This window comes from Bradyrhizobium sp. B025 (genome assembly GCF_042257955.1).
In the GTDB taxonomy this organism is placed as follows: Bacteria; Pseudomonadota; Alphaproteobacteria; order Rhizobiales; family Xanthobacteraceae; genus Bradyrhizobium; species Bradyrhizobium diazoefficiens.
On the sequence record NZ_CP170150.1, the window covers coordinates 1,525,627 to 1,551,511 of the forward strand.

The following is a 25,885-nucleotide window of genomic DNA, read 5'->3' on the forward strand; positions in this document are numbered from 1 at the left end:
TCGCGTCGAGGTTTTCGGCGTATGTTGAGGGTTTTACGAGCGTGATCGGGGACGGAGGCTGAGCCAAACCGCTTCGCGATTACTCCGCCGGTCTGATGATGCCTTGCGATCGCAAGAGTGTCGAGCCGATGGCCGCCATCACGGCTCCTGAACGGAGAGCAGCGCAACACCAGTCGTTGTTACATTTTGCCGGTCAAGGCGACTGGTTGGGTCAGCAAGTAAATTTTGTGATTTGTAGTGCGTCGGAAGGACTGGATGTAGGCCAGCTTGGGACATGAGGAACATTAATCGTGAGCTCCGCGCTCGCGAGGGCGCCATTCCGGCACCAGCGCGAGGCAGGCTGAGCGTCGACGACTTCTGTGCCCTCAAGGAAATCACCAAATATTGCCGATGCGGTTGCGGAGGCAGCGCGCGCTCTCTGCCGCGCAATCGTCTGATGCTTTGCGACGTCACCACGACTTTCACGAGATGGGCCTGCCGACATTTCGATGTCGTCGAAATCAACACTCTCTTGGGCCGAAATCTTCCGGACCTGGAAGCTCTCGCCGTTGCACAAGTGCAACGACATTTCGCTGCGATCGGCGAGGCAGACGAACGCTGGGTGGGCGATGGTATGCATCGCATCGAGGGCGAAGAGACTGAGATCTGTCCCTTCTGCGCTCAGGACCATGCGAATTCGCCGCGCATCGAGACTACCGCGCGTACTTCAGTGAGGGCTAAAGACGGCGGAGCAGAGCAATATTGTTGAAAGATACAAAAAGAGAAGGAAGGTTTATCGCGAAATGACAAGAACGCGTAGTCAAATAGCGGACCAAAGTAATGTGTTTAGTGAATGAGTGAAGGACTTGATTCCCTTTCCAGAAAGAACAAATGTTGCCGAGAAAATACAAGAGATTCTAACAAGCGCGGCGAACCGGGCGCCGGAGGAGCCTATTTTTTGACGAATATCGAAACGTTTGCGAGGCGCCGCCGGCGCACGAAGTCGTGCCTCGCGCGCTTTGCTTGTCACCTGAGCATAGGGACGTCCTTTTATGGATCCAATCAGGGCAGCAGAAGACAGCCGATGAAATTGCCGAGCTCAATCGCAACGTCGATGCGCAGCAAGCCGAGCTAAGGCGGATCTCGGATCAGATCGCAACCCTGACCCAAAGAATCGAGGGGCTGCAGAATCCGGCGCCTGTTGCTTCTCCTGCTCCTGCTGCTTCTTTGCCCCCCGCGCGCACCACATCCAAGCCGGCCAAGAGAGACGTCCGGCCCTCGAAACCGCAGGGGCTGGTTTCCGTCGGAGGCGGGCCGCTGACTGCAGAGCCAAGCACGGAACAGCGCTGATGACCACAAAATGCCTGCCATATGAGGCTTCGCCTTCCAACCACGTCGAAAACCGACGGTCCACCATCTTGATTGGCAGGCCGAGCCTCTCATTGCGCCGCGCGGTTTCGGAAATCTTCTGCGAGTCGCAAGAAGTTCATGAGCAGGACGTGCCCCTGTGAGGTAAGTATCGACTCGGGATGGAACTGGACCCCATAGGTGGGATAATAGCCGTGCGTGAGGGCCATGATCTCGCCTTCCTCCGAACGCGCTGTCACTATGAGGTTCTGCGCACATGATTGATCAAGCTCGACGATAAGTGAATGGTAGCGTCCGACCTCAAGCGGGGTTGGCAGCCCCTTGAATAACCCTCGGCCGTCATGCGCAACGTATGAGCGCCGACCGTGCATGGGCCGACGCGCACGCCCCACCCGTCCTCCGAAAACACTCGCAATACACTGATGTCCAAGGCAGATGCCGAGAATTGGTACGCGTCCTGAAAGTTCGCGAACTACTGCTGTCGATATTCCTGCCTCAGTGGGGGTGCAGGGGCCGGGCGATATGACCACCGCGCGCGGGTTGAGACCAACGAGCTCGCTGATGCTGATAGCGTCGTTTCGGATCACTTCCGTTACTTCACTGAGCTTGTGGAAATAGCGGGCAATGTTGAACACGAAGGAATCGTAATTATCGACGATGACAATCAAAATGCACCAGCTGGTTCAGAACCAAATGCATCAAAGATTCGCGCTGCCTTGGCGAGCGTTTCCTCGTATTCGCCCTCGGGCTCCGACAAGGCCGTTATACCGCTGCCCGCATGAAACACAGCCAGGCCGCCGTCGATGGTGACAGTGCGGATCGCAATACTGGTGTCCATGTGCCCGTTGAAGCCGATGAAGCCGATCGCCCCACAATAGACCTCTCGCGCTATGCGCTCGATTTCTGTAATAATTTCCATCGACCGCGGCTTTGGCGCTCCCGTAATGGAGCCGCCGGGAAAGCAAGCACGGAGCAGGCTAACAGCGTCTTCGTCTCCGGCAAGTGTCCCCGTAACGATCGACACGAGATGGTGCACTGAAGCATAGGACTCGAGATTGCACAGGGCCGGAACCCCGACCGAATGCGCGGTGCAAACGCGTGACAGATCGTTGCGCAAAAGGTCGACAATCATCGTGTTCTCGGCATGATCCTTTTCGGAAGCGAGGAGAACAGCCGCACGGCGCTGGTCTTCCTTGAAATCAGGAGAACGCGCGATTGTGCCCTTGATAGGTCGTGTCTCGACTTGTCGCCCCTCAAGTTTCAGGAATCGTTCCGGCGAACTTGATGCGATGGTCAGCTTTCCCCATCGCAGCAGGGCCGCAAAGGGCGCTGGATTCAATGATCGTAGCTGGCAATAGAAGGCGAGCGGATCAAACGAGGTCGACAGGCGGGTGCTGAAACGCTGCGCAATATTCGTCTGGAACACGTCACCCGCGAGGATCAAGTCGATCACGTGTTGTACCGCCGCGATGTACCCCTCGCGGCTGAAGTTCGAGTGCCATGCGCCCGCTTTGCTGGGACAACCCTTCTGTGGCGCCTTTGCACCGGCAAGCAATGCTGCAAACTCGTCGGCTCGACGAAGCGCTCGTTCGCTCCGTCGCACGCTATCCTGCTCCGGCCATCCGGTCGAGACGATCCAGCATTTGTTATCCCGGTGGTCGAAGCTGATGACCACGTCATAGAAATGCAAGATAGATTGGGGCAAACCCAGACCGGCAATTGCCGGCGCAGACAATCGCTCCAATGTCCTGTTCATGTCGTAGGCAAGGTAGCCTGCCGCTCCTCCCTGGAATGGCGGGAGATCGGGACGATGCTCTTGCGGGTACTTCGCGAGTAGCGTGCGAAGGACCTTCCATGGTTCGGCCTCGAAAGTCAGTCCGTTCCAACTGGCTCGGCCGTTCGTGACCCTGTAGGTGCTGAACGGGTCGCACGTTAGATATGAGTAGCGCCCAAGCAGCTCGTGCCTTGCCGCGCTATCGAGAAACGTGAGATGCGATCGATGCCCGAGACGTCGCATCGCCGTGACAGGTTCAACCCACTGCAACTCGCGAACGTACATCGGGTTATCGGTCACAGGGGGCTGACGTCGTGAAGGTGCCGTTCCATCTGTTGCCCCACCGATGAGAATGACGCTTGTCTGCGATGGGCCGAAACATGAGGCCCATTGCCAAGTTAACCCGGCGGCGGACTTTTTGCTGCGACAGCACCAGGATCATCCTGCCGTGGAGGCGAAAGGGGTATCTGTTGATACATCGAAGTCGGCCGCGAACCGCAGCTCGCGGAGCGGTCGGACCCGTTTAATCGACTCCTGGTAGAGCTCGTGCGCTTTGTACGCTGCGAGCTCCGTCTCGCTGTCGAACTCACCATAGACCACGATGTCGATATCGTTGCCGAGCTGATCGGTCTTGCGGTTGCGGGCAACCTCAAGCCGGCGCGCATGTGGTATCGTGGTGAGAAGCGAAAGACCTTCGATGATCTGGTCGATATGCGCCTCGTCCTTGGCGCTGAAGAAGACGATGTGACGAATCATGGCGGTCCGTGGAGATGTCGCTAGCGGGTGCCATAACTATCTGGGAATAGAGCCGGTTGCAATGAGGCTAGTCGCTTGCCGCATGATCGTCGCTTGCAATCGTCGGCGATCCGGCAATGAAGCTTGCCAGATTTGCTCAGGGCGCCGGAAGGGCAAGGCGCTCAATGGTTTGAATGTGCCGCGTGAGCAGGTTACAGGCGTGATCGACGTTGCGCGTTCGCAAGGCTTGCAGAATCAGGCGGTGATCTTGATTGGAGCGCGGTCGCCAGCCCGCCGATCGCGCCATCGCGAACACCAATCGAGAATTGGCAAGCTGCAATCCATCGAGGCTCGCGAGCAGACGCGGCATTCCGCACGGCGCGACCAAGGCTTGGTGAAAGGCGCGGTTGGCCATCTCAAACTCCTCGATCGTCTTTGCATTGTCTCCTTCGATTAGGGCGAGCTCGATTTGAGCCAAATGAGATGTTGTCAGCCTTGGCCCCGAATGGCGCAATGCCACCACCTCGAGCGCGGCGCGCATTTCGGCGATCTCTTTCACTGAACGGGTATCGAGCGGGGCAACCCGAACACCGCGACGCGGCACAGCGACAACAAGATGTTGTGCCTGCAGGTGCCGAAAGGCCTCGCGCACGGGGACGTGGCTGGAATTGAATTCTCGTGCAACGTGATCCTGACGGAGTGGTGCGCCTGGCGCTAAGGCGCCGCTGATAATGCGCTCAGCGATTGAGTCCGCGATGCGCGCGACCATCGTCATGTTGTCAGCAGTGATCATAGATTATCTACCGCAATAATCGGTGCATTTGCGAGGCAGCTCGATTAGCATCTCTTCGAGAGCGATGACTATAGATAATTCACGCGATTATCTACAATTGAGCGGGATTGGGTTATGGATGCTGCTGTGCAAGTCCAACGGAAGGAAGCTAGCAACGGGGCGCGGGTTCGTAATCATTGGAACGTCGAAGAGGTTAAGGCGCTCTACGACCTTCCTTTTGCCGACCTGATGCTTCAGGCGCAGCGCGCTCATCGCAAGAACTTCGATCCAAACCACGTCGAAACTGCGAGCCTGCTCAGCATCAAGACCGGCGGCTGTCCGGAGGACTGCGGCTACTGCTCGCAAAGCGCGCATTATGCGACCGGCCTGAAAGCGACCCGCCTGATGCGTTGCGCCGATGTGGTTGCGACCGCACAGCGCGCGAAGGATGCCGGCGCCACGCGCTTCTGTATGGCCGCGGCCTGGCGCACGCCAAAAGATCGCGATCTTGATTCTGTCTGCGACATGGTCAACGCGGTCAAAGGTCTCGGCATGGAAACGTGTGTCACGCTCGGCATGCTGACACAGAAGCAGGCCGCGCGCCTCGCCGAGGCCGGCCTTGACTTCTACAATCACAACGTCGACACATCGCCCGAGTTTTACAGCAAGATCATCACCACCCGCAGCCTGCAGGACCGCATCGATACGCTGGCGCATGTGCGCGATGCCGGCATCAAGATCTGCTGCGGCGGGATTATCGGCATGGGCGAGCGCGTCGAGGACCGCCTAGGTATGCTCGTGTTGCTCGCCAATCTTCCCAACCATCCCGAAAGCGTGCCGATCAACCTGTGGAACAAGATTGGCGGCGTGCCGGTGGAAGACACCGCGGAGCCTCCCGATTCGATCGCGCTGGTCCGGCTGCTGGCGACCGCGCGGGTCATTATGCCGAGGAGTGTGGTTCGCTTGTCCGCCGGGCGGCAATACATGACCGATGAATTGCAGGCGCTTTGCTTCTTGGCCGGCGCAAATTCAATCTTTGTCGGCGACGTGCTCTTGACCACCAAAAACCCGAAAGTTGATCGCGACGCGGATTTGCTGGCCCGGCTCGGCATCACGTCCGGGCTCGCCTGACGGAAGCAGTGCGCGCAATATGTTGCCCCTACATCCAGCCTAGGTGAGAAATGCAGATAACTTTGATGAAGGGCGAGATCCATCGCGCCTCATTGACCGAAGCCGATCTGCACTATGAAGGCTCGATCTCGATAGATCGTACGCTCCTGGAGGCAGCAGGAATGGTGATCAACGAGCGCGCCGAAATCTACAATGTCGAAACGGGGACGCGCTTTGCCACCTACGTGATCGAGGCGCCGCCGATGTCTGGCACGATAAGCCTGAACAGTGCGGCCGCCCGACTGGTGATGCCCGGAGACAAGATCATTATCGTTGAATATGCCTCATTCGACGAGGCCGAAGCAAAGATGTTCAAGCCGCGCATTGTGCGTGTGGACCGAGACAATCGCATCCTGGCAAGTTGAACCTAACGGGCCATCCTTCCTTCTTAAACGGCCAACGCATTTTTGCGCGATTTGATGCGATCCTCGGAGTGATGAATGCGGTCGATCCAAATAGCTAGACTTAGTCCCTACGTCGCAGCGTTGAATGCCTTGAATGAAGATGAACGGCTGCGCTGCCTCAAGCCGCGCGTGGGGATCGATTTCGCATCGAACGACTATCTGGCGCTCGGGAACGCCTCGCGCATCAAAAAGGCGATGGTCGCCGCGCTCGAGGCGGGCACTCCGGTTGGAGCCGGCGGGTCGCGGCTTCTGCGCGGCAATTGCGAGGAGCATGAACGGCTCGAAACAGAAGCGGCTCAGTTCTTTGGCGCGGAGGCAGCGCTTTTCTTTGGAGGCGGCTACATCGCAAATTTTGCCCTCCTGACAACGCTCCCGCAGCGCGGCGATCTGCTCGTTCTCGATTCGCTCGTGCACGCCAGTATTCACGAGGGGGCGCGGGCCGGTCGCGCAGAGTGTCGAATTCACGCGCACAATGATCCCCAGTCAGTCGAAGACGCAATTCGCGCCTGGCGAAACAAAGGTGGAGCGGGCCGCGTGTGGATTGTGGCCGAAAGTCTCTACAGTATGGATGGCGACTTCGCTCCACTCGAAGAGCTAGTGGCAATCGCCGATCGCCAAGACGCGTTTCTGATCGTGGACGAGGCACATGCCACAGGCGCTTACGGGCATCAAGGACGAGGGCTCACGGCCCCTTATGACAAGCGCGAAAATCTCATCGTCGTTCATACCTGCGGCAAAGCGCTCGGTGCGGCGGGTGCACTTGTTACGGCCTCCGGCATCTTGCGCGATTTCATGGTCAACCGCTGCCGTCCGTTTATTTTTGCCACCGCCCCATCACCATTGATGGCCGTTGCCGTTCGAGAGGCACTCCTCACCCTGCAGAAAGAGCCGGAGCGGCAGCAACGGCTGGCCAAACTCGTTGCGTTCGCGCATCGGCAGATCACCTCGCTTGGTTTGCGCACACCATCGACCTCTCAGATCGTGCCCTACATCGTAGGTGACAATGCTCATGCAATGCGACTTGCCTCTGCTCTGCAGGCGCGCGGCTTCGATATCCGCGGAATTCGGCCGCCAACCGTCCCTGCAGGCACCGCCCGCTTGCGAATTTCGTTGACACTCAATGTTGGCGAAGCGGACGTGCGCGCGATGCTCGATGCGCTGGTTGAGGTGACGAGGGGCTCGTTTCGATGAATAAACGGATCGTCGTGACTGGTACGGACACCGGCGTCGGCAAAACGGTATTCTCCGCAGGGCTCGCCGGGCTTCTCGGCGCGAATTACTGGAAGCCGGTCCAGGCTGGACTCGAACAAGAGATCGACTCCGAGTGCATCCGCCGCCTCGGTGGCCTCTCGTCCGATCGGATTGTCCCGGAGCTCTATCGACTTCGGACGCCCGCGTCGCCCCATCACTCAGCGGAGATCGACGGCGTTCGCATAGATACAGAGACGCTTGGACTGCCGGACAGCGGCGAGCGGCGACTCGTGATCGAAGGCGCCGGCGGACTCATGGTGCCGCTGACAGCGCGCACGCTTTACATCGACATCTTCGAGCGCTGGCAGCTTCCCGTCGTGCTTTGCGCAAGGACGGGACTGGGCACAATCAATCACTCCCTGCTCTCCATAGAGGCTCTGCGGAAGCGTCAGATTCGAATCCTTGGGATTGCGTTCATTGGCGAAAGAAACGCCGAAACTGAAAGCGCGGTTTGCGAGATCGGGAGAGTGCGTTGGTTGGGACGGCTCCCGTGGCTTGTTCCCCTCACAAACGATAGGCTGCAGGCCGCTTTCAAAGACTCCTTTGTTAGCAGCGATTTCCTGAACCTATGAAGACAGCTAAGAGGTCGCCGATCTGGCATCCGTTCACGCAGCATGCTCTACAGCGGGACATGACGAAGGTGGTCCGGGGAGAAGGGGCCTATCTCTACACCGAAGATGGCCGACGCCTTATCGATGCAATCTCCTCCTGGTGGGTCGTGACCCACGGCCATTGCCATCCATGCATCGTGAACGCGATCCGAGAACAGGCAGGCAAGCTCAACCAGGTCATCTTCGCCGGATACACTCACGACCCGGCTGAGCAGGTTGCGACGGAACTATTGAAGGTCACCTCCGCAGCGCTCGAACATGTGTTCTTCTCCGATAGCGGGTCCACCAGCGTCGAAGTCGCGCTGAAAATGGCGCTCGGCTACTGGCGCAATACCGGAAGAGAGCGAACCAAAATTGTGGTGATGCAGCACTCGTACCATGGCGACACGATCGGGGCGATGTCGGTAGGTAGCCGAGGCATCTTCAATGCGGCCTACGGGGCGCTGATGTTCGAGGTGACCTCGATTCCGTTCCCGGCAAGAGATTGTGAGCAAAGAGCTCTCGATGCGCTTGAAAACGCGTGTCGAAACGAACATCCCGCAGCCTTTATCGTGGAGCCCCTGATATTGGGTGCCGGTGGAATGCTGATGTATTCGCCCTCGGTGCTAAGAGAGATGAAGCGGATTTGCGAAGCCTTTGACGTCCTGTTCATTGCGGACGAGGTCATGACAGGCTGGGGCCGGACGGGTACCTTGTTTGCGTGTGAGCAGGCCGATGTCACGCCCGATATTGCTTGCTATTCGAAAGGCCTCACGGCTGGGGCGCTGCCGCTCGCCGTCACACTGTGTCGTGCCGATATTTTCGATGCGCATTATTCTGAAGATCGCACGCGTACGTTTTTTCATTCGAGCTCATATACGGCCAATCCAGTGGCCTGTGCCGCCGCCAAGGCTAATCTGGACCTATGGCAGGATCAGGAGTATCGCTGGCGGCTGGCATCCTTGGCGAGGATGCAAGAACAGGCACTCGCGCCGTTCCGCCTCGATTCACGGTTCGCAAACGTGCGGCGCACAGGAACAGTCACAGCGGTTGAACTCAACACGCGCGATGCCGGCTATCTGGCGGACATCGGTCCGAGGCTTTTGGCTTTCTTCCAAGCGCGGGATCTGCTGTTACGCCCACTCGGTAACACGATCTACGTGATGCCGCCTTACTGCGTTACGGCGGCCGATCTTGATGAAATCTATACTGCCATCCGCGACGCTGCTGACTTGCTGATGTGAGATGCACGAGACTGTGCGATCGTCTGCAGTGACAGGATCTTGGAAGGGAAAGTGCCCGTATTGCTGCTTTTGATAGTGCAACGAGGATGCAGCCCCCAACTTAAGCGCTCCCGATCCAACTGCCGCAGTAATTCTGCGGGCTAGTCATGCAAGGCGCAGCATTTGACCGAAATGTCGAGCGAATTGCGTAAATCACGATAGAGAAATCAATTATCTTGACCAAATTCTCGGCGAGGCTATCTGCGGAAAGTACTGCTTCGCGAGGCAGCCGCACATCAGAGTCAAGGCTCTTGATGGCTGCAACAACCAGGAAGACGGACCGCCGGGCGGGCCGCACCTTCGGTGCGCGCGTGGTGCTGTGGTCAGAGGGCAGCGGGGCTTCCCAGGTAAATGTCTGACAGGAGGCGAGAATGCACATTGGCTTCCGTAATTCCCTCGACCATTCAGCCACTTGCTGCGCGATATGCGGCGGAAAGTTTGGGCTGATCCGCCATTACTGCTGGCGAACGGCTCTTTGCTCGAAGAGATGCGTCAACCGCTTCAAGGCGCGGCGGGAGGCCGATCAGAAATGGCTTCGTTGGCTTCGAGCGGCTTAGGAATGGACTGAGTTGTGCCGGTACGGCCCTGGTCAGAGAATTCGAGTGGCCCTCTAGAGCACGTGGAAATCAAGTGACAGAAACATCGGCGAAAATAATCGACTTCACGGCCTACAGGGCCAGCAGGCTGGCGCGGTCTGAGCGCGTTCGCGACGACATCTACTCGACCGCGACTCTCGCTGCGCTTACGGCGGCCTGTCACCTTTGGACGTTCCTGGCCTGCCATCCGTTTGCTTTGCTCGGTGCGCAGGCGCCGAAGCAGGAGTCTCACGAGTCCCCCTAGCGGGCAGACACGGAGATGTGCCCTAAAGACGAAGTCCCCACTGCGCGCATCTGCGCTCGGTCCGGTCGCCGTCACCGTTTGGAGAGACTGCAATCAGCCCAGAAACGCGTGCAGATGGTGGCTCGTCGCGAGCGCCGCTCCTCGATTGAGGGCGCGGCTGGCATAGCCGCTGAAACTGCACGTGAAGACGAGCCATCGGGTGGTGAAATGGATGAGGAAGGTCTTGTCTCATGGTTGCGCGACCATTGGACTGTTTTTGCGCTGTTCCCCAGTTCTAGACAACTGGGATCTCCATCCTCCATGCCATTGACAGGTTTCTCCCGCGTTCTCTAGGAAGCGCCGACGGTGTGTGCGGAGCGGATTCAATATGAGCCACAGTTCAGAGCAGCCTCTAGAGCGTGTCACGATTCCGGCACTGCAGCAGTGGAAGGATAAAGGACGGCGTGTCGTGATGACCACCGCCTACGATGCGGTTGCGGCGCGCATCGCGGATCCCATTGTCGATATCATCCTGGTCGGCGATAGCGTTGGAAACGTCTGCCTGGGATTCGACAACACGCTGCCCGTCAGCGTGGCCATGATGAATCATCACCTGGAGGCTGTTGCGCGCACGAGGCCTCATGCCTTGCTTGTGGCCGACATGCCCTTTCTCAGCTTTCATGTCGGTTCTGAGGATACGATTCGCAATGCAGGAGGTTTTTTACAGCGTGGCGCCGATGCTGTGAAACTCGAGGGTGGTGCCAAACGCATCGAGATGGTACGCGCCTTGGTCGATTGCGACATTCCTGTGATGGGACATCTCGGTCTGACCCCGCAGAGCGTCAACGTCATGGGTGGATTCAAAGTGCAGGGAAGGACAACAGATACCGCCTTGCGGTTGCTCGATGACGCGCACCGTCTGCAGGAAGCCGGTTGCTTCGCGCTTGTCCTGGAGGGCATTCCTGCCGAGCTCGCGGCGCGAGCGACCGAATCTCTCACGATACCCACCATCGGGATCGGAGCAGGACCCGATTGCTCGGGCCAAGTGCTCGTGTTTCATGATGTCTTGGGGCTAACCGAAGGCCATCGCCCCAAATTCGTTCGTGCCTATACAAATGGATTCCAGTTGTTCCAGGAGGCGCTGTCGCGCTGGGCTGCCGATATCCGCAAAGGGGCGTTCCCGGGCTCAGAGGAGTGCTATCGGCTTCCTGATCAGCTTCGGCATGCCGTCGCCAACTGGGTGCCCTCCAGTTCAACCTCAAGGTAAGAAATGAAAGTAATTACGAAGGTGGCTGAGCTGCGTCGCGCCCTTGCAGACGTTCGCAATGCCGAAAAGCGCATCGGATTCGTTCCGACGATGGGATACTTGCACGACGGCCACCTGGCCTTGATCTCGGCCAGCCGGGAACACTGCGACGTCACTGTCGTTAGCATCTTCGTCAACCCCACTCAGTTCGGCCCAAATGAGGATCTCAGCAGGTACCCCCGCGACTTCGCGCGCGATGAAGCGTTATGCGGCAGTGCCGGGGTCTCCATCATCTTCGCGCCAAGTGCAGAGGAGATCTATCCGGCTCAATTTGAGAGCTTTGTCGAGCCGGGCGAACTCGCAAAGCCGCTCTGCGGAGCTTTCAGGCCTGGACATTTTCGTGGTGTAGCGACCGTCGTCTGCAAGCTATTCAACATGGTGCAGCCGGACGTCGCGTACTTTGGACAGAAGGATTTTCAGCAATGCGCGGTAATACGCCGCATGACGGTTGATCTGAATCTTCCGATCGAGATTGTCACTGTGCCAACCGTGCGGGAGCCAGATGGGCTGGCAATGAGCAGTCGCAACCGTTATCTCTGCCCGGAAGAACGTGATCGGAGCTTGGCGATCAGCCGTGGCTTGTTCGCCGCAGCGCATGAGTTTGCCTCAGGGGAACGCGACGCCGCAACGCTGATTGCGCTTGCAAGAAGGCATTTGGAAAGGGTCGATCGACTACAGTACCTTGAGCTTGTCGACCCTGGGACTCTAAGGATTGCTGACAGCCCTCTGCGCTATCCGGCGGTGCTCTGTGTCGCAGCGTACGTCGGCTCCACGCGGTTGATCGACAATGTAGTCCTGTCCTGGTCGCCATCGTAGCGAGATCCGCAAGTGATTGCGCTCAGGAGCAGTCGAACCGGATGGGCTGGCCCTGAAATCCTCAACATCCTGGAAGAACTCTCGAAGACGATCCGGAACTGCCCTTTGCGTGCTGAACAACTCCCCCACGCTCGAGCTCATGATGTCGGTTGGAGATTGGCTCTGCCGCTGACGGGGTGGAGCGAGGCGGGGCCGCTCCACGCTGCCGAGATCATCCGCCTGCAAGCGGGCATCGCCAAAGGAGATTCGCTCAAAATCGTGTGCTGCCAATACGTGCGATTATGGATCAACAACCACGCGCCCATGACCATGAAATTACTTCACGATGGCGCAGACGACCTCGTCAAGCTGCAAAAAGCCGAAGCTCCCTAAGAGCGGCCAGGGGCGAGTCAAGGGGGCAGTGAAGCGCGGGCGCCGGATCCTGGCCCGATTTCGTCGCCAGACGTCGGGCGGGCGCTGGTTTTTGACGCAAAGATATGCTTCACCGCAAGAATTGGTCGCGATGTCCCTCTACAGTGTAGGATGCCAGGCGCTCGGGTTTGGAGCCGATAGGTGCCGTCTTGTGAAACGACATCGGAGCAGTGGCAAGCTATTTCTACCAACTCCATCGGGGCAGGTATGCCGAAGCGCAGCAGGCGCGATAAACGGCAAATCCTCTGGCCGCAATTGAACCTGATGAGGCTCGGCAACGAGCTAGCACCGTGCGAGCATTGGCCTGCGGCAGCCGCCCAGTCAGTCCGGCGCGCAATAGATGGCCGAGCATGCTGTACATCATCGCAGAGCATGATCGCAGGGAGCTCACATTGGCCTCTGAGCTCTAGCAAGCTTGTCTGCTAGGCCCAGACGGCCGACGAGAAGACAAACGCAGGCCGATCAAGCGAGCTGCCGCAATGGATCAGCGATCGCAGAGGTGCTGGACATTGCACCGCGCTGGAAATCGGCCGACCGGCAGTCGCGGAGGCTCATGCGATCCGATGTACTTGAGTTGCGGTCCAGCAAATGCCCATTATCTTCCCCGATGGTATGAGGGAGATCTCTCAATGCTGGACGTTGGCACGATCACGCTTCTGCGCACGATCCTGGATGAGGTTTGCGTGAGCGTCCCACCGTATGACGCCGGCGTCCGCGCCTACGTTGCCTCCAGAATCCTGGAGGCCGCCACCAGAGGTGAGACGCGCCCCGATCTGCTTAAACAGATCGGTCAGGAAGCTCTTTCCAGAGCACCAACGATGTGGCGATAGATCTAGGACATGGCTTGTCATTGAGGTGAATTTCCAAGTCACAGTGCTGAAGATCCAGCTCGCAGAGTGTATCGTGGTCGCAAATCGATGGTGGCCTAACGTCATCCAAGACGCGGCGTTATCTGATGTGAATCGGTTGGCGCGCTGCTCGGTGCCCGGCCGATCCTTGAAACGAGAGAGCAGCTCGCACAGCAGACGCCGCATCCAAGCCTTGGCGCACGCACCCTTGCGCGCCACGATGCCGGTGAGGCGACGCTCCAATAACCTTCGTCCGGAAACGGGGGCGAAGTCAGTGTTCGGCGCCGGAGCGCCGTCAACTCACGCGAGCCGGTGCGCCGTTGCTGTTTACTCCTGTGTGAGCGCCGCAAGTGCCCTTTCGATCACTGTGATGTCTTGACTGACCTGAGCGATCGCTGGCTTCGGATCAATGCCGGTAACGCAGTTCAACTGCTGCAGCAACTCCCGCCGATGCGCCAGAAGGTTCTCCAGCGCGCTGCGGTTGTTTAGTTTCACATAGCCGTCGACAATCAGTCCAATCGAAAGAGACATCGAAACTCTCAAACAAAGCTGTTCTCAACGAAGATGCGTATAGCACATCGGCAAACGATGTTCAGCTCCTCGGAAGAGAATACTGACGGGCGAGCTTGTTAGCGACAAGCGTCCGGCGCCGGGAGCGTGACCGACTATTCCTTGCGCCTTCCAAGCGCCCAGCTCTGTTTGAGCGACTAGCCGAGCAGAAAGACGGCGTATGGTGAGCCAAGAACGCTGCGGGTCGTGGCGATGGAAATGCTACGCTAGCGGAAGGAGTGTTGTCACGAACTGCCATTGTCCTTATCTGCCCGCCGAACGGCTTCCGAGATGCGATGGCGGGTGGCGCGTTGATCGACGACATGCTCGCCTGAATATCTCTTCGTAGAGATTGCGACGACCTCAGGAGCGTCCAGGATGCTCGATGAATATTTGGCCCGCATTCGTGCTCACCGCACAAACATCCACCGCTATCGTCGCCTGCTGAAGTCGAACCTGTCGGATGTCGAACGTCAGTTCATCGAAAAACGCCTCACCGAAGAGCAGACCGCGCTGGAGTTGCTTTCAGCCGAGACCTTCCCGCTCGCGTTTAGCCTCCGGAAGGGGCGGACATGCCGGCAAACTAGTCGCGGAGCCGCGAACGACGCGCGCGTTCCGGGCGGCCTGATCCGAGGCGCGGTGGGACCCCACGGCTGACCCTCCCAGCTGCGCATCCTCAAAAACCGCTCTGTACCGCGGGCTGTACCTAATTTGCGGGTTCTGATCGCGGCGGGCTTTGTCGAGTCCGATCGCCAAACACTTTCGAGCAGCATCACTGACTTCAATCCGGGACCTCTTCACCAGCGGATTAAAAAGCACCACTGTTCGACCGGTTCTCGCTCAGGACTTGTTTGTACTCGGCCATATCTCGGCAGTTTGTTAGATTGGCTACACGCCTAGCCAAATCGTTCTCACTAGCCAGCTGAGACAGCCACAACTTCATCGTTCATCGGTCTGCGACCACGGCATGAGATTTGCTCTGCTGGCTGAAACGCTGCGGAACCGTATTCGCGGCGAGAGGCACAGCAAGGAAGGAAACGACTTGCCAAATCTGCGAGTGGAGACAGTTTATGTCGGCGGCAGTATCTCCAGCAGCATTCTGGTGAATACACAGGCAAGCGGCGGTACCGCCCGAGACGTGGTACATCAAGTTGGTACGCGCCGATCGGCTGCGAAATACCCTCGTACCGATATTTTTACTAGTCGCCGTCGGGCAAATGGCAGGCCTTTTGCGTGTAGCCGATCCCGTAGGACTACTGCCCAGGTTCTCCGCGGCCGACGGTCGGTTGTTTCGACGGAGACCGCAGTCGGCCGCGCGACAGGGAAGGCGCCGTTCCGGAGCAGAACAACGGCCTCCAGCTTTTGGATCAATCAGAATCGGGCAACACCATGATTGTGCGTAGTCTGCACGACATTGAAGCAACCGATCACTTCGTCGATTGGGGGCAATGGTACGAGCCACCGCCTTCTGACGGATAAGGACGGCATGGGTTTTAGCATCTGCCACACCATCGTGCGCGCTAACACCGTTTCTCTTCTGCAATACCGGAATCATCTCGAAGCCTGCTTCTGCATCGGTGGAGAGGGCGAGGTCGAGGACATGGACGGCAATGTCTTTCCTATTCGCCGGGGCGACATGTATGTGCTTGACAAGCATGACAAGCATCTCCTGCGCGGGGGACCGGACAAGGACATGATTCTCGTTAGCATCTTCAACCCGCCCCTCACCGGAACCGAGCGCCACAAGCTGGACGACCCGGCAGGCTCCACATATTGAGCGATGCGAAGAAACGCCAATCCAATATGAACTGCCGCTAATTGCGAGAAACATTTACTCGAGCGATCCAGCACTGGCTCGTACCGCACGCGCGGACTTTTTACGAAATGCCCACGCGATGCGGTTAGGTTGAGCTGACAAATTTACTTTGGCATTCCAGGTCCCTTTTTTTCTTGTCCGGAATACCCGGCGGGCGGGGTCTTGTGCGATTGATAGCGCGCTCAGTTGTACGATGTCTGGCGACGCTGTTGGACAGCTGACACAGCACCGCTGTGGCTATCGCATTGATTGCACTCGATTTCACCTTTGGCCCGATACATGCGTAATCGTCTAAAGGGCGCCATAGAGGAGAAGTCGTTCGATGAGAACGCTTACCAGAAACGCTGACGCGCTTGAGTAGCAGCTGCGATACCGCCGCCACCATATTTGGTGGTGCGGAACGTTGGCGGAAGATTGAGTGATCCGCTTTGGCGAAGGGTTTCGTCACATCAATGCAGGCCAGCCAAAGCCCGAAAACAGATCCGAACCGATGTGAGCGATTTGCGTGAATCAAGGAAGACGCCTTCCGATCTTGAGCGATGATCAGGTGCAGAGCATATCTGCCGCGGATGAACTGCGGGCGCGTGGGGAGGAGTTTTGGCGACGGCGGCTCGAGCAGTTTAGCAGATTGCATCCTCCTTTCGTGTCATCGTCCGTGGCTGCGGCGCCGTCCCGATGGCAGTCGAGTTCATGGTTTAGCCCAAGCGGTTTGGCTATTTCCCCACAAGATCGCTCGGAATATTTGGTAGCAGCTTGGCTGATCTATCTCGCTCGGATCATGGGGCAAAAAGAGTTTCAACTGGGATGGAAGACTGCATGGGACCGATTGCAAACTGGCTCCAAACTCGTGATGGCCTCCGTCGTGCCGATGGATGTTCGCATTGAGCTTGCTCATGATTTTGAAGAAGTGCGCAAAACCGTAGCGGCCGAAGTCGCTCAGCTGAGGGCGCACGCAAGCTTTGCCCGAGATCTTATCGCGCGCTACCCGACATTGCGAGGAGTGGAGGCACTACGGGCGCGCCAGCCTTGGCCGATTGGCATTGCAATCACGACAGAGAGCTGTCCCGTCGCTGATGCTCTGACGACGAACCGCAAAGCTGGTCATGCCTTGTGCGGCGATTTGCTGACCTTTGAGGTTTGCGCTCTGGATGGGACGTTCCGCTGGCATTTTGATGCCGCTCGATTAGCTCCGAAGCAGATCGACCGCATGACGCAGCATTTGCAAACTTTGCTACGCGGCGTGATGGCCGATGCTGGTCAGCCTGTCGGCCGAATAGACATTCTGGCCGCCGACGAACGCACGTATCTACTTGAGGATTTGAATCGGACGGCGGCGCCTTATCCGTTTGAGCTATGTATCCATGAGCTGTTCGAGGCGCAGGTGCAAAAGGCACCGGAAGCGGTGGCGGTGGTCTATGAGAAGGAGAGACTGAGCTATGGCGAGCTCAATGCGCGGGCCAACCGGCTGGCGCATCATTTGATCGAGCTCGGGGTCAAGCCGGACCAGCCGGTGGCGATCTGCCTCGAACGCAGCCTGGCGATGGTAGTTGGTCTCTTGGCGATCCTGAAAGCGGGCGGCGCGTATCTGCCGCTAGATCCGGCTTATCCGTCGGCGCGGCTGCGGCAGATTGTTGGCGATGCAGAACCGAAACTGCTGCTTTGCGATGTCGCCGGTCGAACCGCATTGGGTGCCGAAGCCGTGGCCGGTGTGACGGTGGTCGATCTGGAGACGGCGACCCCGACTTGGGACGAGCGGCCGCCTTCGAACCCGGACCCGGGCGCGCTTGGCCTCACATCGCGCCATCTCGCCTATGTCATCTATACCTCCGGCTCAACCGGAATCCCCAAGGGCGTGGAAATGTCCCATGGCGCGCTTGTGAATTCGCTTGCGGGGATTGGCACGTCAAAACTGCGCACACTTCAATTCGCGACCCTGAACTTCGATGTGTCCTGTCAGGAATTGTTCATCTGTTGGAAGGACGGCGGAGCGCTTGTGCTCGTGCGGGAAGAGACCCGGAGGCACTTCTCCGACCTGCTGGAGTTTATAGAGCGGGAGGCGATAGAGCGGCTTTTCCTCCCGTTCGTGGCATTGAATCATTTTGCGGAAGTCTGGAGCGCGCAGCGCGTGCAGCTGCCCTCTTTAAGAGAGCTTTATACAGCCGGCGAGCGATTGCAGGCCACTCCACTGCTTAGGACGTTCTTCGAAGCACATCCGAACGCGAGATTGATCAATCAATATGGGTCCACGGAAATCAGCGTCATTTCCGAGCACCACCTTGCAGCTGATCCGTCATGTTGGCCCCAGATGCCTCACGTCGGGCGTCCAATCGTCAACACGCGGGTGTACCTGCTGGATGGCCATGGCGCGCCCGTGCCGTTCGGTGCGGTCGGCGAGCTTTACATTGGCGGGGCGGGGGTGGCACGGGGCTACCTGAACCGCCCTGAGCTGACCGCCGAGCGGTTCATCGCCAGTCCCTTTGTCGAGGGCGATCGGCTGTACCGGACCGGCGACCTTGCCCGTTATCTGCCGGACGGCAATCTTGAGTTCCTGGGCCGCAACGACGATCAGGTGAAGATTCGCGGCTACCGCATCGAGCCGGGTGAGATCGTCGCGCGGCTTTGCGAGCACGCCTGGGTGCGCGAGGCGGTGGTGCTGGCGCGCCAGAACGGCGGCGGCCACAAGCATCTGATCGCCTATGTGGTCTGCGCGCCCGAGGCCGGCTCGGATGAGGGCGGTGGAGGCGCGCTTGCGGGCGCCTTGCGCGCGCACTTAAGTGCGCGACTGCCGGACTACATGGTGCCGAGTGCGTTCGTGCGGCTGGCCGCGCTTCCGCTGACGGTGAACGGCAAGCTCGATCGGAACGCACTGCCGGCGCCGTCCGATCAGGCCTATGCGCTGGCGGCCTACCAGTTACCGCAAGGTGAGGTCGAGACGGCGCTGGCGCAGATCTGGGCCGAGCTCCTTGGTGTCGAGCGCATCGGGCGCAACGACCACTTCTTCGAACTGGGCGGCCACTCGCTCTTGGCCGTGCAGATGTCGAGCCGGCTGTCACAGGCTGTCGGGGTCGAACTGCCACTGTCGACGCTGTTCGCAAGGCCAGTGTTGAGTGACCTGGCGGCAAGCATCGTCGAGCTGTTGAGCTGCTCGGGTCCGCAAGAGCTGCCGTCGATTGCAGCCGTGTCGCGGCATGAGCCGCTTGTGCTGTCGTTTGCGCAGCAGCGGCTATGGTTTTTGGCTCAGCTGAACGAAGGCAGCACCAACTATCACATTCCGCTGGCCTTGCGATTGCGCGGGATGCTCGACCGCAGCGCCTGGCAGCGCAGCCTTAACCGTCTGTTTGCACGTCATGAGGCGCTGCGCAGTGTGTTTGTCGCGACCCAGGGCAAGCCCCGGGTTGAGGTTTTGCCGCCGGACGCGGGTCTGCCAATAGTTGAGCATGATCTGCGGGAGAGATCGGATGCGGAAGCGGCATTTTTGGATCTGTGCCATGAAGAGGGGCGCACGCCGTTCGATCTTGCGCGCGGTCCGCTGATCCGCGGTCGGCTGATCCGCACCGCCGACGAGGAACACGTCTTCCTGCTGACCCAGCATCACATCGTCTCGGACGGTTGGTCGATGGGCGTGCTGCTGCGTGAACTTAGCCAGCTCTACCGGGCATTCCAGGCCGGGCAGGACGATCCTCTGCCGCCGCTTGCGATCCAATATCCGGATTACGCCGCCTGGCAACGCCAATGGCTGTCGGGGGAACGGTTGCAGCAGCAGGCGCAGTATTGGCGCAGCGCGCTGGCGGGCACAGCCCGTCTTGTCTTGCCGACGGACCATGCGCGGCCTGCCCAGCAGTCGTTTGCCGCGGCCGCGGTCCCGATCACCGTCGATGCGGATTTGACGCGGGAGCTGAAGCGGCTGAGCCTGCAGCATGGCTCGACGTTGTTCATGACGGTGCTGGCGGCCTGGGCGGCGGTGCTGTCGCGTCTGTCCGGGCAGGACGATCTTGTGATTGGCGTGCCGAGCGCCAATCGGGGGCACCGCGAGATCGAAGAGCTGATCGGCTTCTTCGTCAACACTCTGGCGCTTCGGCTGGACCTGTCGGGCAAGCCGCGCGTGTCGGAGCTTCTGGAGCGGACGCGGCGCACGGTGCTGGCTGCGCAGGAGCATCAGGACCTGCCGTTCGAGCAGGTGGTGGAGATCGTGCAGCCGCCCCGGGCTCTTGATCACACACCGTTGTTCCAGGTGATGCTGGCCTGGGAGAACAATGCGGTTGGGCCATTGGACCTGCCGGGGCTGAGTGTCGAAGCTGCCGGGGAGGAGATTGATCAGGCCAAGTACGATCTGGAGCTGAGCCTTGGCGAGCATGGCGAGGAGATCGCCGGAACGCTGGGTTATGCCACGGCGCTGTTTGATCAGGCGACGATCGAGCGGCAGCGTGGTTATCTGCTGGCGCTGCTGCGGGCGATGGCAGCCGATGCGCAGCAAGAGGTCCACCGGATTGAGCTGCTCTCGACTGCCGAGCGCACGTATCTGCTGGAGGAGCTGAACCGGACGGCGGCGCCGTATCCTGCGGAGCGGTGCATCCACGAGCTGTTTGAAGTGCAGGTGCACAAGGCGCCGGATGCGGTGGCGGTGGTCTGCGAAGATGAGCAACTGAGCTATGCCGAGCTCAATGTGCGGGCCAACCGCCTGGCGCATCACTTGATCGCCCTCGGGGTCAGGCCGGACCAGCCGGTTGCGATCTGCGTCGAGCGCAGTCCGATGATGGTGGTGGGGCTTTTGGCGATCCTCGAGGCCGGCGGGTCGTATATGCCGCTGGATCCGGCCTATCCGTCGGCGCGGCTGCATCAGGTGCTCGACGATGCGGCGCCGCCGCTGCTGCTGGCCGATGTGGCCGGCCGTGCCGCCTTCGGCGCGGATGTGCCGGCCAAGGTGAGCGTGGTGGAGCTCGATGCTGCGGCGCCGGCCTGGGCCAGCCTGCCGGAAGCGGATCCTGATCGGCGCGCGCTCAGCCTGACCTCCCGCAATCTCGCCTATGTGATCTACACCTCGGGATCCACCGGCAGGCCAAAAGGGGCACAGAATGAGCATCGGGCTATCGTTAATCGCCTGATCTGGATGCAGGACGCCTATGGTCTGAAACCAACAGACGTCGTGTTGCAGAAGACGCCATTTAGCTTCGATGTCTCGGCCTGGGAGTTCTTTTGGACTTTGCTTGAAGGGGCAACGCTGGTACTGGCGCCGCCCGGTGCGCACAGAGATCCCGATACGTTGGTCGACTTGATCGTCAGCCAGCGCATCACGACGGTTCACTTCGTGCCATCCATGCTGGTCAGCTTTTTGGATGCGAAGAGTGTTGACCGCTGCACATCGCTGCGGCAGGTTTTATGCAGCGGCGAGGCGCTCCCTGCCGCCAGTGTGTATAGGGTTCGGCGCGTATTGCCCTGGACGCCCTGCACAATCTTTACGGTCCGACTGAAGCCGCGATCGACGTGACATCCTGGAGCTGCCCGGCTGAGTTTGATGAGGCCATCGTCCCGATTGGCCGCCCTATTGCCAACACGCGGGTCTACTTGCTGGATGGTCATGGCGCGCCTGTGCCGTTCGGTGCGGTGGCCGAGCTCTGCATTGGCGGGGCGGGGGTGGCGCGGGGCTACCTGAACCGCCCTGAGCTGACCGCGGAGCGGTTCATCCCCAGTCCCTTTGTCGAGGGCGACCGGCTGTACCGGACCGGCGACCTGGCGCGCTACCTGCCGGACGGCAATCTGGAGTTTTTAGGGCGCAACGACGACCAGGTAAAGATTCGCGGCTTCCGCATCGAACCGGGCGAGATTGCGGCGCGGCTTTGCGAGCATGCCTCCGTGCGCGAGGCGGTGGTGGTGGCGCGCGAGGATGGTGGCGGCGAGCAGCGGCTCGTTGCGTATGTCGTTGCCGCCGGAGCTGAGGAATCTGATCTTGCCGGCGGTTTGCGGGCGCATGTGAGTGCGGGGCTGCCGGACTACATGGTCCCGAGTGCGTTCGTGCGGCTGGCGGCGCTTCCGCTGACGCTGAACGGCAAGCTCGATCGAAAAGCGCTACCGGCCCCGGGCGACGAGGCATATGCGCGGCGGACCTACGCGCCGCCTCAGGGCGAGATGGAGACGGTGCTGGCGCAGATCTGGGCCGAGCTGCTGGGGCTGGAGCGGGTCGGACGGCACGACAACTTCTTCGAACTGGGAGGGCACTCGCTCTTGGCGGTGCAGATGATGGAGCATCTGCGGCGGCGGTCACTGCGCATCGAGGTGCGCACCTTGTTCGTCAAGCCAGTGCTCGCGGATCTGGCCGCACGCCTGGGCCGCCATCACGAGGTGGCAGTCCCGGCCAACCTGATCACCGAGCGGAGCGTGGCGATAACGCCGGAGATGTTGCCGCTGATCGAGCTCGCGCAGGACGAGATCGACCGGATCATCGCCACGGTACCCGGCTGCAACATCCAGGACATTTACGGTCTGTCGCCGCTGCAGGACGGCATCCTGTTCCATCATTTGCTAGCGGCAAAGGGCGATCCATACCTCCTGGTGTCGCAGATGGCGTTTGCCGAGCGTGGGCTGCTCGCGCGCTATCTTGCCGCGATCCAGCGGGTGGTAGATCGGCATGACATCCTGCGTACCTCGTTTGTCTGGGAGGGGTTGTCGCGGCCGGTCCAGGTGGTGTGGCGGAAGGCGCGACTGGAGGTGATCGAGGTCCAGCTGGATGGCGCTGATGGCGCTGGCGCTGAGCAGCTCAGGAACCGGTTTGATCCGCGCCGGCACCGCATCGAGCTCGGCCGGGCGCCACTGCTGCGGTTTGTGATTGCGCGCGAGCCCGGCAGCGCGCGCTGGCTGTTGCTGGAGCTGCAGCATCATCTGATCGGGGATCACGCAACCCGGGACGTGATGCATGCTGAAGTCCGGGCCAAGCTGGAGGGGCGCGAGCATGAGCTGACGGCGCCGCAGCCATTCCGCAATCTGGTGGCGCAGGCGCATCTACGCGGTGATGCCAAGGCGGATGAAGCGTTCTTCCGGGAGCTGCTGGCCGGCATCGACGAGCCGACCACGCCCTTCAACTTGAGCGAGGTGCGCGGCGACGGCGGCGGGGTTCGTGAGGCGTATCGGATGCTGCCGCCAGCGCTCCATGCGCGGCTGGCGGAACAGGCGCGGCGGCTGGGCGTGAGTCTGGCGAGCCTGTGCCATCTGGCGTGGGGGCAGGTGGTGGCGCGCAGCAGCGGCCGCGAGCAGGTGGTGTTCGGCACGGTGCTGCTGGGCCGCCTGCAGGGCAGCGCCGGCGCCGACCGCGCCATGGGACTGTTCATCAACACCCTGCCGCTGCGGCTTGATCTTGATGGGACCGCCGTCGAGGCGAGCGTGCGGACCACGCACGCCCGGCTGGCCGAGCTGCTGACACATGAGCATGCCTCGCTGGCGCTGGCGCAGCGCTGCAGCGCTATTGCGGCGTCGGCGCCGCTGTTCAGCACGCTGTTGAACTATCGTCACAACAAGGCGCCGGCTGTGCCCGGCTCCGGGACGGATGATGTCTTGTCGGGTATGGAATGGCTGGGCGGGGAGGAACGCACTAACTATCCGCTGACCCTGTCGGTTGAGGATTTTGGCGAGGCGCTGGGCCTCACTGTGCAGGTGGCGGAGCCAATCTCGGCGGATCGGATCTGCGGCTACATGCAGCGGTCGCTCGAGCAGCTGGCAGAGGCGCTGGAGCATGCCCCGGATACGCCGGTACGCGAGCTCGACATCTTGCCGGCTGAGGAGCGCACCTATCTGCTGGAGGATCTGAACCGGACGGAAGAGGCCTATCCAACAGAGCAGTGCGTCCATGAGCTGTTCGAGGCGCAGGTGCAAAAGGCGCCGGAGGCGGTGGCGCTGGTCTGCGAAAACGAGCGGCTGAGCTATGGCGAGCTCAACGCGCGGGCCAACCGGCTGGCGCATCTTCTGATCGAGCTTGGGGTCAAGCCGGACCAGCCGGTGGCAATCTGCCTCGAACGCAGCCTGATGATGATGGTTGGCATCTTGGCGATCCTGAAGGCGGGCGGTGCCTATCTGCCGCTGGACCCAGCCTATCCCAGCGAGCGGCTGCGTCAGGTTGTCAACGATGCCGCGCCGCGGCTGCTGCTATGCGACGTCGTCGGTCGCGCAGCACTCGGCCCCGAAGTGCTGACCGAGGTGACGGTCATTGATCTGGAGACGGCCACGCCCGCCTGGGCCGAACGGCCGGCTTCGAACCCAGACCGGCACACGCTTGGCCTCACATCCGGCCATCTCGCTTATGTGATCTACACCTCAGGCTCAACCGGAACCCCAAAGGGGGTCATGGTCCAGCATCGGGGGTTGGTCAATCTGCTGTCGGCTCAGGTCGGCCTCTTTGGCGCTTCTTCCAACAGCCGAGTCGTGCAGTTCGCCTCCATCGCTTTTGATGCAAGCGCTTGGGAGCTTCTTATGGCGTTTGGCTCCGGAGCGGCTTTGCACTTGCCTGCGGAAGAGATCCGTCAAGCGAGGAACAAGCTATCGGATTATCTCCGAAGCGAAGCCATCACCCACGCGACACTACCCCCAGCGTTGCTTCAGACGAGCAAGGATCCGGAACGTTTGGCTGCGCAAGTTCTCATTCTTGCCGGAGAGCTGCCTAAGCCTGAACTCATCCGAAGTCTGGCCCCAGCATCAATGGTCAATGCTTATGGCCCGACCGAGGCAACAGTCTGCGCGACGATCTGGACTTGCCCGGCTGATTTCAATGGGTCGGTGGTCCCGATCGGGCGCCCAATTGCCAACACGCGGGTGTACCTGCTGGATGGCCATGGCGCGCCCGTGCCGTTCGGTGCGGTGGGCGAGCTTTACATTGGCGGGGCGGGGGTGGCACGGGGCTACCTGAACCGCCCTGAGCTGACCGCCGAGCGGTTCATCGCCAGTCCCTTTGTCGAGGGCGATCGGCTGTACCGGACCGGCGACCTTGCCCGTTATCTGCCGGACGGCAATCTTGAGTTCCTGGGCCGCAACGACGATCAGGTGAAGATTCGCGGCTACCGCATCGAGCCGGGTGAGATCGTCGCGCGGCTTTGCGAGCACGCCTGGGTGCGCGAGGCGGTGGTGCTGGCGCGCCAGAACGGCGGCGGCCACAAGCATCTGATCGCCTATGTGGTCTGCGCGCCCGAGGCCGGCTCGGATGAGGGCGGTGGAGGCGCGCTTGCGGGCGCCTTGCGCGCGCACTTAAGTGCGCGACTGCCGGACTACATGGTGCCGAGTGCGTTCGTGCGGCTGGCCGCGCTTCCGCTGACGGTGAACGGCAAGCTCGATCGGAACGCACTGCCGGCGCCGTCCGATCAGGCCTATGCGCTGGCGGCCTACCAGTTACCGCAAGGTGAGGTCGAGACGGCGCTGGCGCAGATCTGGGCCGAGCTCCTTGGTGTGTCTACCTGGGGCTTCTTCGAACGCATCACTGAAGAATTTGGCGCGAGAGTTTGTTTTGGATCGTTGTGGAACCTTGCGCGATGAATATCGCGAGGTTTTAGAACGCGACACGGAACAATGTTCCATCTCTGAGTTGCTCGAAAAGGCGCAGCAAACAGGAGCGTTAGCTCCAGATCACGATCTTCACAGTGACGTCTCGATGTATCAAAGGGCCGCGGCATTTCAACGGGCGCTACAATCGTATCGCATTCCGTCGCTCCCAATTGAAATATACCAGTTTTATGCCAGTGAGCCTCTTAGTCGTTGGGTACCGCCTGACAAGCAATCTGGTCGCGATGCAAACCTGCCAAAGCTTGGCTGGGACCTGGTCGTCGATGCGGGGGCCATTCATGCGGTACCTGTTCCAGGCAACCACGCGACAATGGTGAGCAACCCAGAAAACCGCCAAGTTCTCGCTCATGCTATTTCAACGGCCCTAATCGGCACTCTTGAATAGGCTCAAAGAATTTCTCCGAAGGCTCAGGTTCGAAGTTTCGTTTCTAGACTAGCCCCAAATATCCATCCCACAAGA

20 protein-coding genes and 1 pseudogene are annotated in these 25,885 nt (G+C 60.1%); 16 read left to right on the forward strand and 5 right to left on the reverse strand.

Annotation, left to right across the window (positions count from 1 at the left end; all coding sequences use genetic code 11):
• Positions 1 to 128: 128 nt before the first annotated feature.
• Together ACE10W_RS07005 and ACE10W_RS07010 are read left to right on the forward strand one after the other, a co-directional pair.
• Complete coding sequence (locus ACE10W_RS07005; RefSeq protein ID WP_231166578.1) at positions 129 to 278, forward strand: hypothetical protein; 150 nt, start codon at positions 129 to 131, stop codon at positions 276 to 278.
• Positions 275 to 748 carry a hypothetical protein gene (locus tag ACE10W_RS07010; protein ID WP_011084884.1) on the forward strand — a complete coding sequence of 158 codons (474 nt, stop codon included), beginning with the start codon at positions 275 to 277 and terminating at the stop codon, positions 746 to 748. The genes ACE10W_RS07005 and ACE10W_RS07010 overlap by 4 nt, the downstream gene beginning before the upstream one ends.
• 670 nt (positions 749 to 1,418) lie before the next feature.
• Here ACE10W_RS07010 and ACE10W_RS07015 read toward each other — a convergent pair.
• The 4 genes from ACE10W_RS07015 to ACE10W_RS07030 form a co-directional block, all read right to left on the reverse strand.
• Entirely contained in the window at positions 1,419 to 2,015 is a 597-nt protein-coding gene (locus tag ACE10W_RS07015; RefSeq protein WP_018646910.1) for an aminodeoxychorismate/anthranilate synthase component II, read from the reverse strand.
• Entirely contained in the window at positions 2,012 to 3,406 is a 1,395-nt protein-coding gene (pabB, locus tag ACE10W_RS07020; protein WP_026312597.1) for an aminodeoxychorismate synthase component I, read from the reverse strand. Before pabB ends, ACE10W_RS07015 begins: the two co-directional genes overlap by 4 nt.
• Before the next feature lie 153 nt (positions 3,407 to 3,559).
• Positions 3,560 to 3,877 carry a Dabb family protein gene (locus tag ACE10W_RS07025; protein ID WP_018646908.1) on the reverse strand — a complete coding sequence of 106 codons (318 nt, stop codon included), beginning with the start codon at positions 3,875 to 3,877 and terminating at the stop codon, positions 3,560 to 3,562.
• 136 nt (positions 3,878 to 4,013) lie between these two features.
• Complete coding sequence (locus ACE10W_RS07030) at positions 4,014 to 4,649, reverse strand: GntR family transcriptional regulator (protein ID WP_018646907.1); 636 nt, start codon at positions 4,647 to 4,649, stop codon at positions 4,014 to 4,016.
• 114 nt (positions 4,650 to 4,763) lie between these two features.
• Between ACE10W_RS07030 and bioB the strand changes: the two genes are divergently transcribed.
• The 9 genes from bioB to ACE10W_RS07075 all read left to right on the forward strand — a co-directional run bounded on the left by bioB (position 4,764) and on the right by ACE10W_RS07075 (position 13,508).
• The gene (gene bioB, locus ACE10W_RS07035) at positions 4,764 to 5,759 is read left to right on the forward strand and encodes a biotin synthase BioB (protein ID WP_018646906.1); all 996 of its coding nucleotides are present in this window, start codon (positions 4,764 to 4,766) and stop codon (positions 5,757 to 5,759) included.
• 50 nt (positions 5,760 to 5,809) lie between these two features.
• On the forward strand, positions 5,810 to 6,163 hold the full coding sequence (gene panD / locus ACE10W_RS07040; protein WP_018646905.1) for an aspartate 1-decarboxylase: 354 nt from the start codon (positions 5,810 to 5,812) through the stop codon (positions 6,161 to 6,163).
• A gap of 75 nt (positions 6,164 to 6,238) precedes the next feature.
• A complete protein-coding gene (locus ACE10W_RS07045) occupies positions 6,239 to 7,393 on the forward strand; it encodes an 8-amino-7-oxononanoate synthase (RefSeq protein ID WP_018646904.1) in 1,155 nt (384 codons plus the stop codon).
• Complete coding sequence (gene bioD, locus ACE10W_RS07050; protein ID WP_011084893.1) at positions 7,390 to 8,025, forward strand: dethiobiotin synthase; 636 nt, start codon at positions 7,390 to 7,392, stop codon at positions 8,023 to 8,025. Before ACE10W_RS07045 ends, bioD begins: the two co-directional genes overlap by 4 nt.
• Positions 8,022 to 9,287, forward strand: coding sequence for an adenosylmethionine--8-amino-7-oxononanoate transaminase (locus ACE10W_RS07055; RefSeq protein WP_018646903.1), 1,266 nt, complete (start codon positions 8,022 to 8,024; stop codon positions 9,285 to 9,287). Before bioD ends, ACE10W_RS07055 begins: the two co-directional genes overlap by 4 nt.
• 1,246 nt (positions 9,288 to 10,533) lie before the next feature.
• Positions 10,534 to 11,412, forward strand: coding sequence for a 3-methyl-2-oxobutanoate hydroxymethyltransferase (panB, locus tag ACE10W_RS07060; protein WP_026312929.1), 879 nt, complete (start codon positions 10,534 to 10,536; stop codon positions 11,410 to 11,412).
• 3 nt (positions 11,413 to 11,415) lie between these two features.
• Positions 11,416 to 12,267: a pantoate--beta-alanine ligase gene (gene panC, locus ACE10W_RS07065; protein ID WP_011084897.1), complete on the forward strand. Its 852-nt coding sequence runs from the start codon at positions 11,416 to 11,418 to the stop codon at positions 12,265 to 12,267.
• A 12-nt stretch (positions 12,268 to 12,279) separates the two neighbouring features.
• On the forward strand, positions 12,280 to 12,639 hold the full coding sequence (locus tag ACE10W_RS07070; protein WP_011084898.1) for a hypothetical protein: 360 nt from the start codon (positions 12,280 to 12,282) through the stop codon (positions 12,637 to 12,639).
• A gap of 668 nt (positions 12,640 to 13,307) precedes the next feature.
• Entirely contained in the window at positions 13,308 to 13,508 is a 201-nt protein-coding gene (locus tag ACE10W_RS07075) for a hypothetical protein (RefSeq protein WP_014497761.1), read from the forward strand.
• 345 nt (positions 13,509 to 13,853) lie between these two features.
• On the opposite strand, the gene ACE10W_RS07080 is transcribed toward ACE10W_RS07075, so the two are convergent.
• Positions 13,854 to 14,057 (reverse strand): hypothetical protein, encoded by a 204-nt coding sequence (locus tag ACE10W_RS07080; protein ID WP_014497760.1) that lies wholly within the window; start codon positions 14,055 to 14,057, stop codon positions 13,854 to 13,856.
• Positions 14,058 to 14,453: 396 nt separating this feature from the next.
• On the opposite strand from ACE10W_RS07080, the gene ACE10W_RS07085 reads away from it, so the two are divergent.
• From ACE10W_RS07085 to ACE10W_RS07105, 5 genes and pseudogenes are all read left to right on the forward strand, one after another.
• On the forward strand, positions 14,454 to 14,732 hold the full coding sequence (locus ACE10W_RS07085) for a hypothetical protein (protein WP_018648581.1): 279 nt from the start codon (positions 14,454 to 14,456) through the stop codon (positions 14,730 to 14,732).
• A 732-nt stretch (positions 14,733 to 15,464) separates the two neighbouring features.
• Positions 15,465 to 15,852: pseudogene (locus tag ACE10W_RS07090) on the forward strand (ectoine synthase).
• Between the two features lie 571 nt (positions 15,853 to 16,423).
• Positions 16,424 to 21,376 (forward strand): non-ribosomal peptide synthetase, encoded by a 4,953-nt coding sequence (locus ACE10W_RS07095; RefSeq protein ID WP_275451533.1) that lies wholly within the window; start codon positions 16,424 to 16,426, stop codon positions 21,374 to 21,376.
• Positions 21,373 to 25,398, forward strand: coding sequence for an amino acid adenylation domain-containing protein (locus ACE10W_RS07100; protein ID WP_250637787.1), 4,026 nt, complete (start codon positions 21,373 to 21,375; stop codon positions 25,396 to 25,398). The genes ACE10W_RS07095 and ACE10W_RS07100 overlap by 4 nt, the downstream gene beginning before the upstream one ends.
• The gene (locus tag ACE10W_RS07105; RefSeq protein ID WP_157789304.1) at positions 25,388 to 25,810 is read left to right on the forward strand and encodes a hypothetical protein; all 423 of its coding nucleotides are present in this window, start codon (positions 25,388 to 25,390) and stop codon (positions 25,808 to 25,810) included. The genes ACE10W_RS07100 and ACE10W_RS07105 overlap by 11 nt, the downstream gene beginning before the upstream one ends.
• Positions 25,811 to 25,885 lie beyond the last annotated feature (75 nt).

Excerpts from the sequence above, each read along its gene's own strand:
- ACE10W_RS07005 (WP_231166578.1), top strand. The coding sequence starts at position 129 with ATGGCCGCCATCACGGCTCCTGAACGGAGAGCAGCGCAACACCAGTCG.
- ACE10W_RS07010 (WP_011084884.1), top strand. The coding sequence starts at position 275 with ATGAGGAACATTAATCGTGAGCTCCGCGCTCGCGAGGGCGCCATTCCG.
- pabB (WP_026312597.1), bottom strand. The coding sequence starts at position 3,406 with ATGTACGTTCGCGAGTTGCAGTGGGTTGAACCTGTCACGGCGATGCGA.
- ACE10W_RS07025 (WP_018646908.1), bottom strand. The coding sequence starts at position 3,877 with ATGATTCGTCACATCGTCTTCTTCAGCGCCAAGGACGAGGCGCATATC.
- ACE10W_RS07030 (WP_018646907.1), bottom strand. The coding sequence starts at position 4,649 with ATGATCACTGCTGACAACATGACGATGGTCGCGCGCATCGCGGACTCA.
- bioB (WP_018646906.1), top strand. The coding sequence starts at position 4,764 with ATGGATGCTGCTGTGCAAGTCCAACGGAAGGAAGCTAGCAACGGGGCG.
- panD (WP_018646905.1), top strand. The coding sequence starts at position 5,810 with ATGCAGATAACTTTGATGAAGGGCGAGATCCATCGCGCCTCATTGACC.
- ACE10W_RS07045 (WP_018646904.1), top strand. The coding sequence starts at position 6,239 with ATGCGGTCGATCCAAATAGCTAGACTTAGTCCCTACGTCGCAGCGTTG.
- bioD (WP_011084893.1), top strand. The coding sequence starts at position 7,390 with ATGAATAAACGGATCGTCGTGACTGGTACGGACACCGGCGTCGGCAAA.
- ACE10W_RS07055 (WP_018646903.1), top strand. The coding sequence starts at position 8,022 with ATGAAGACAGCTAAGAGGTCGCCGATCTGGCATCCGTTCACGCAGCAT.
- panB (WP_026312929.1), top strand. The coding sequence starts at position 10,534 with ATGAGCCACAGTTCAGAGCAGCCTCTAGAGCGTGTCACGATTCCGGCA.
- panC (WP_011084897.1), top strand. The coding sequence starts at position 11,416 with ATGAAAGTAATTACGAAGGTGGCTGAGCTGCGTCGCGCCCTTGCAGAC.
- ACE10W_RS07075 (WP_014497761.1), top strand. The coding sequence starts at position 13,308 with ATGCTGGACGTTGGCACGATCACGCTTCTGCGCACGATCCTGGATGAG.
- ACE10W_RS07080 (WP_014497760.1), bottom strand. The coding sequence starts at position 14,057 with ATGTCTCTTTCGATTGGACTGATTGTCGACGGCTATGTGAAACTAAAC.
- ACE10W_RS07085 (WP_018648581.1), top strand. The coding sequence starts at position 14,454 with ATGCTCGATGAATATTTGGCCCGCATTCGTGCTCACCGCACAAACATC.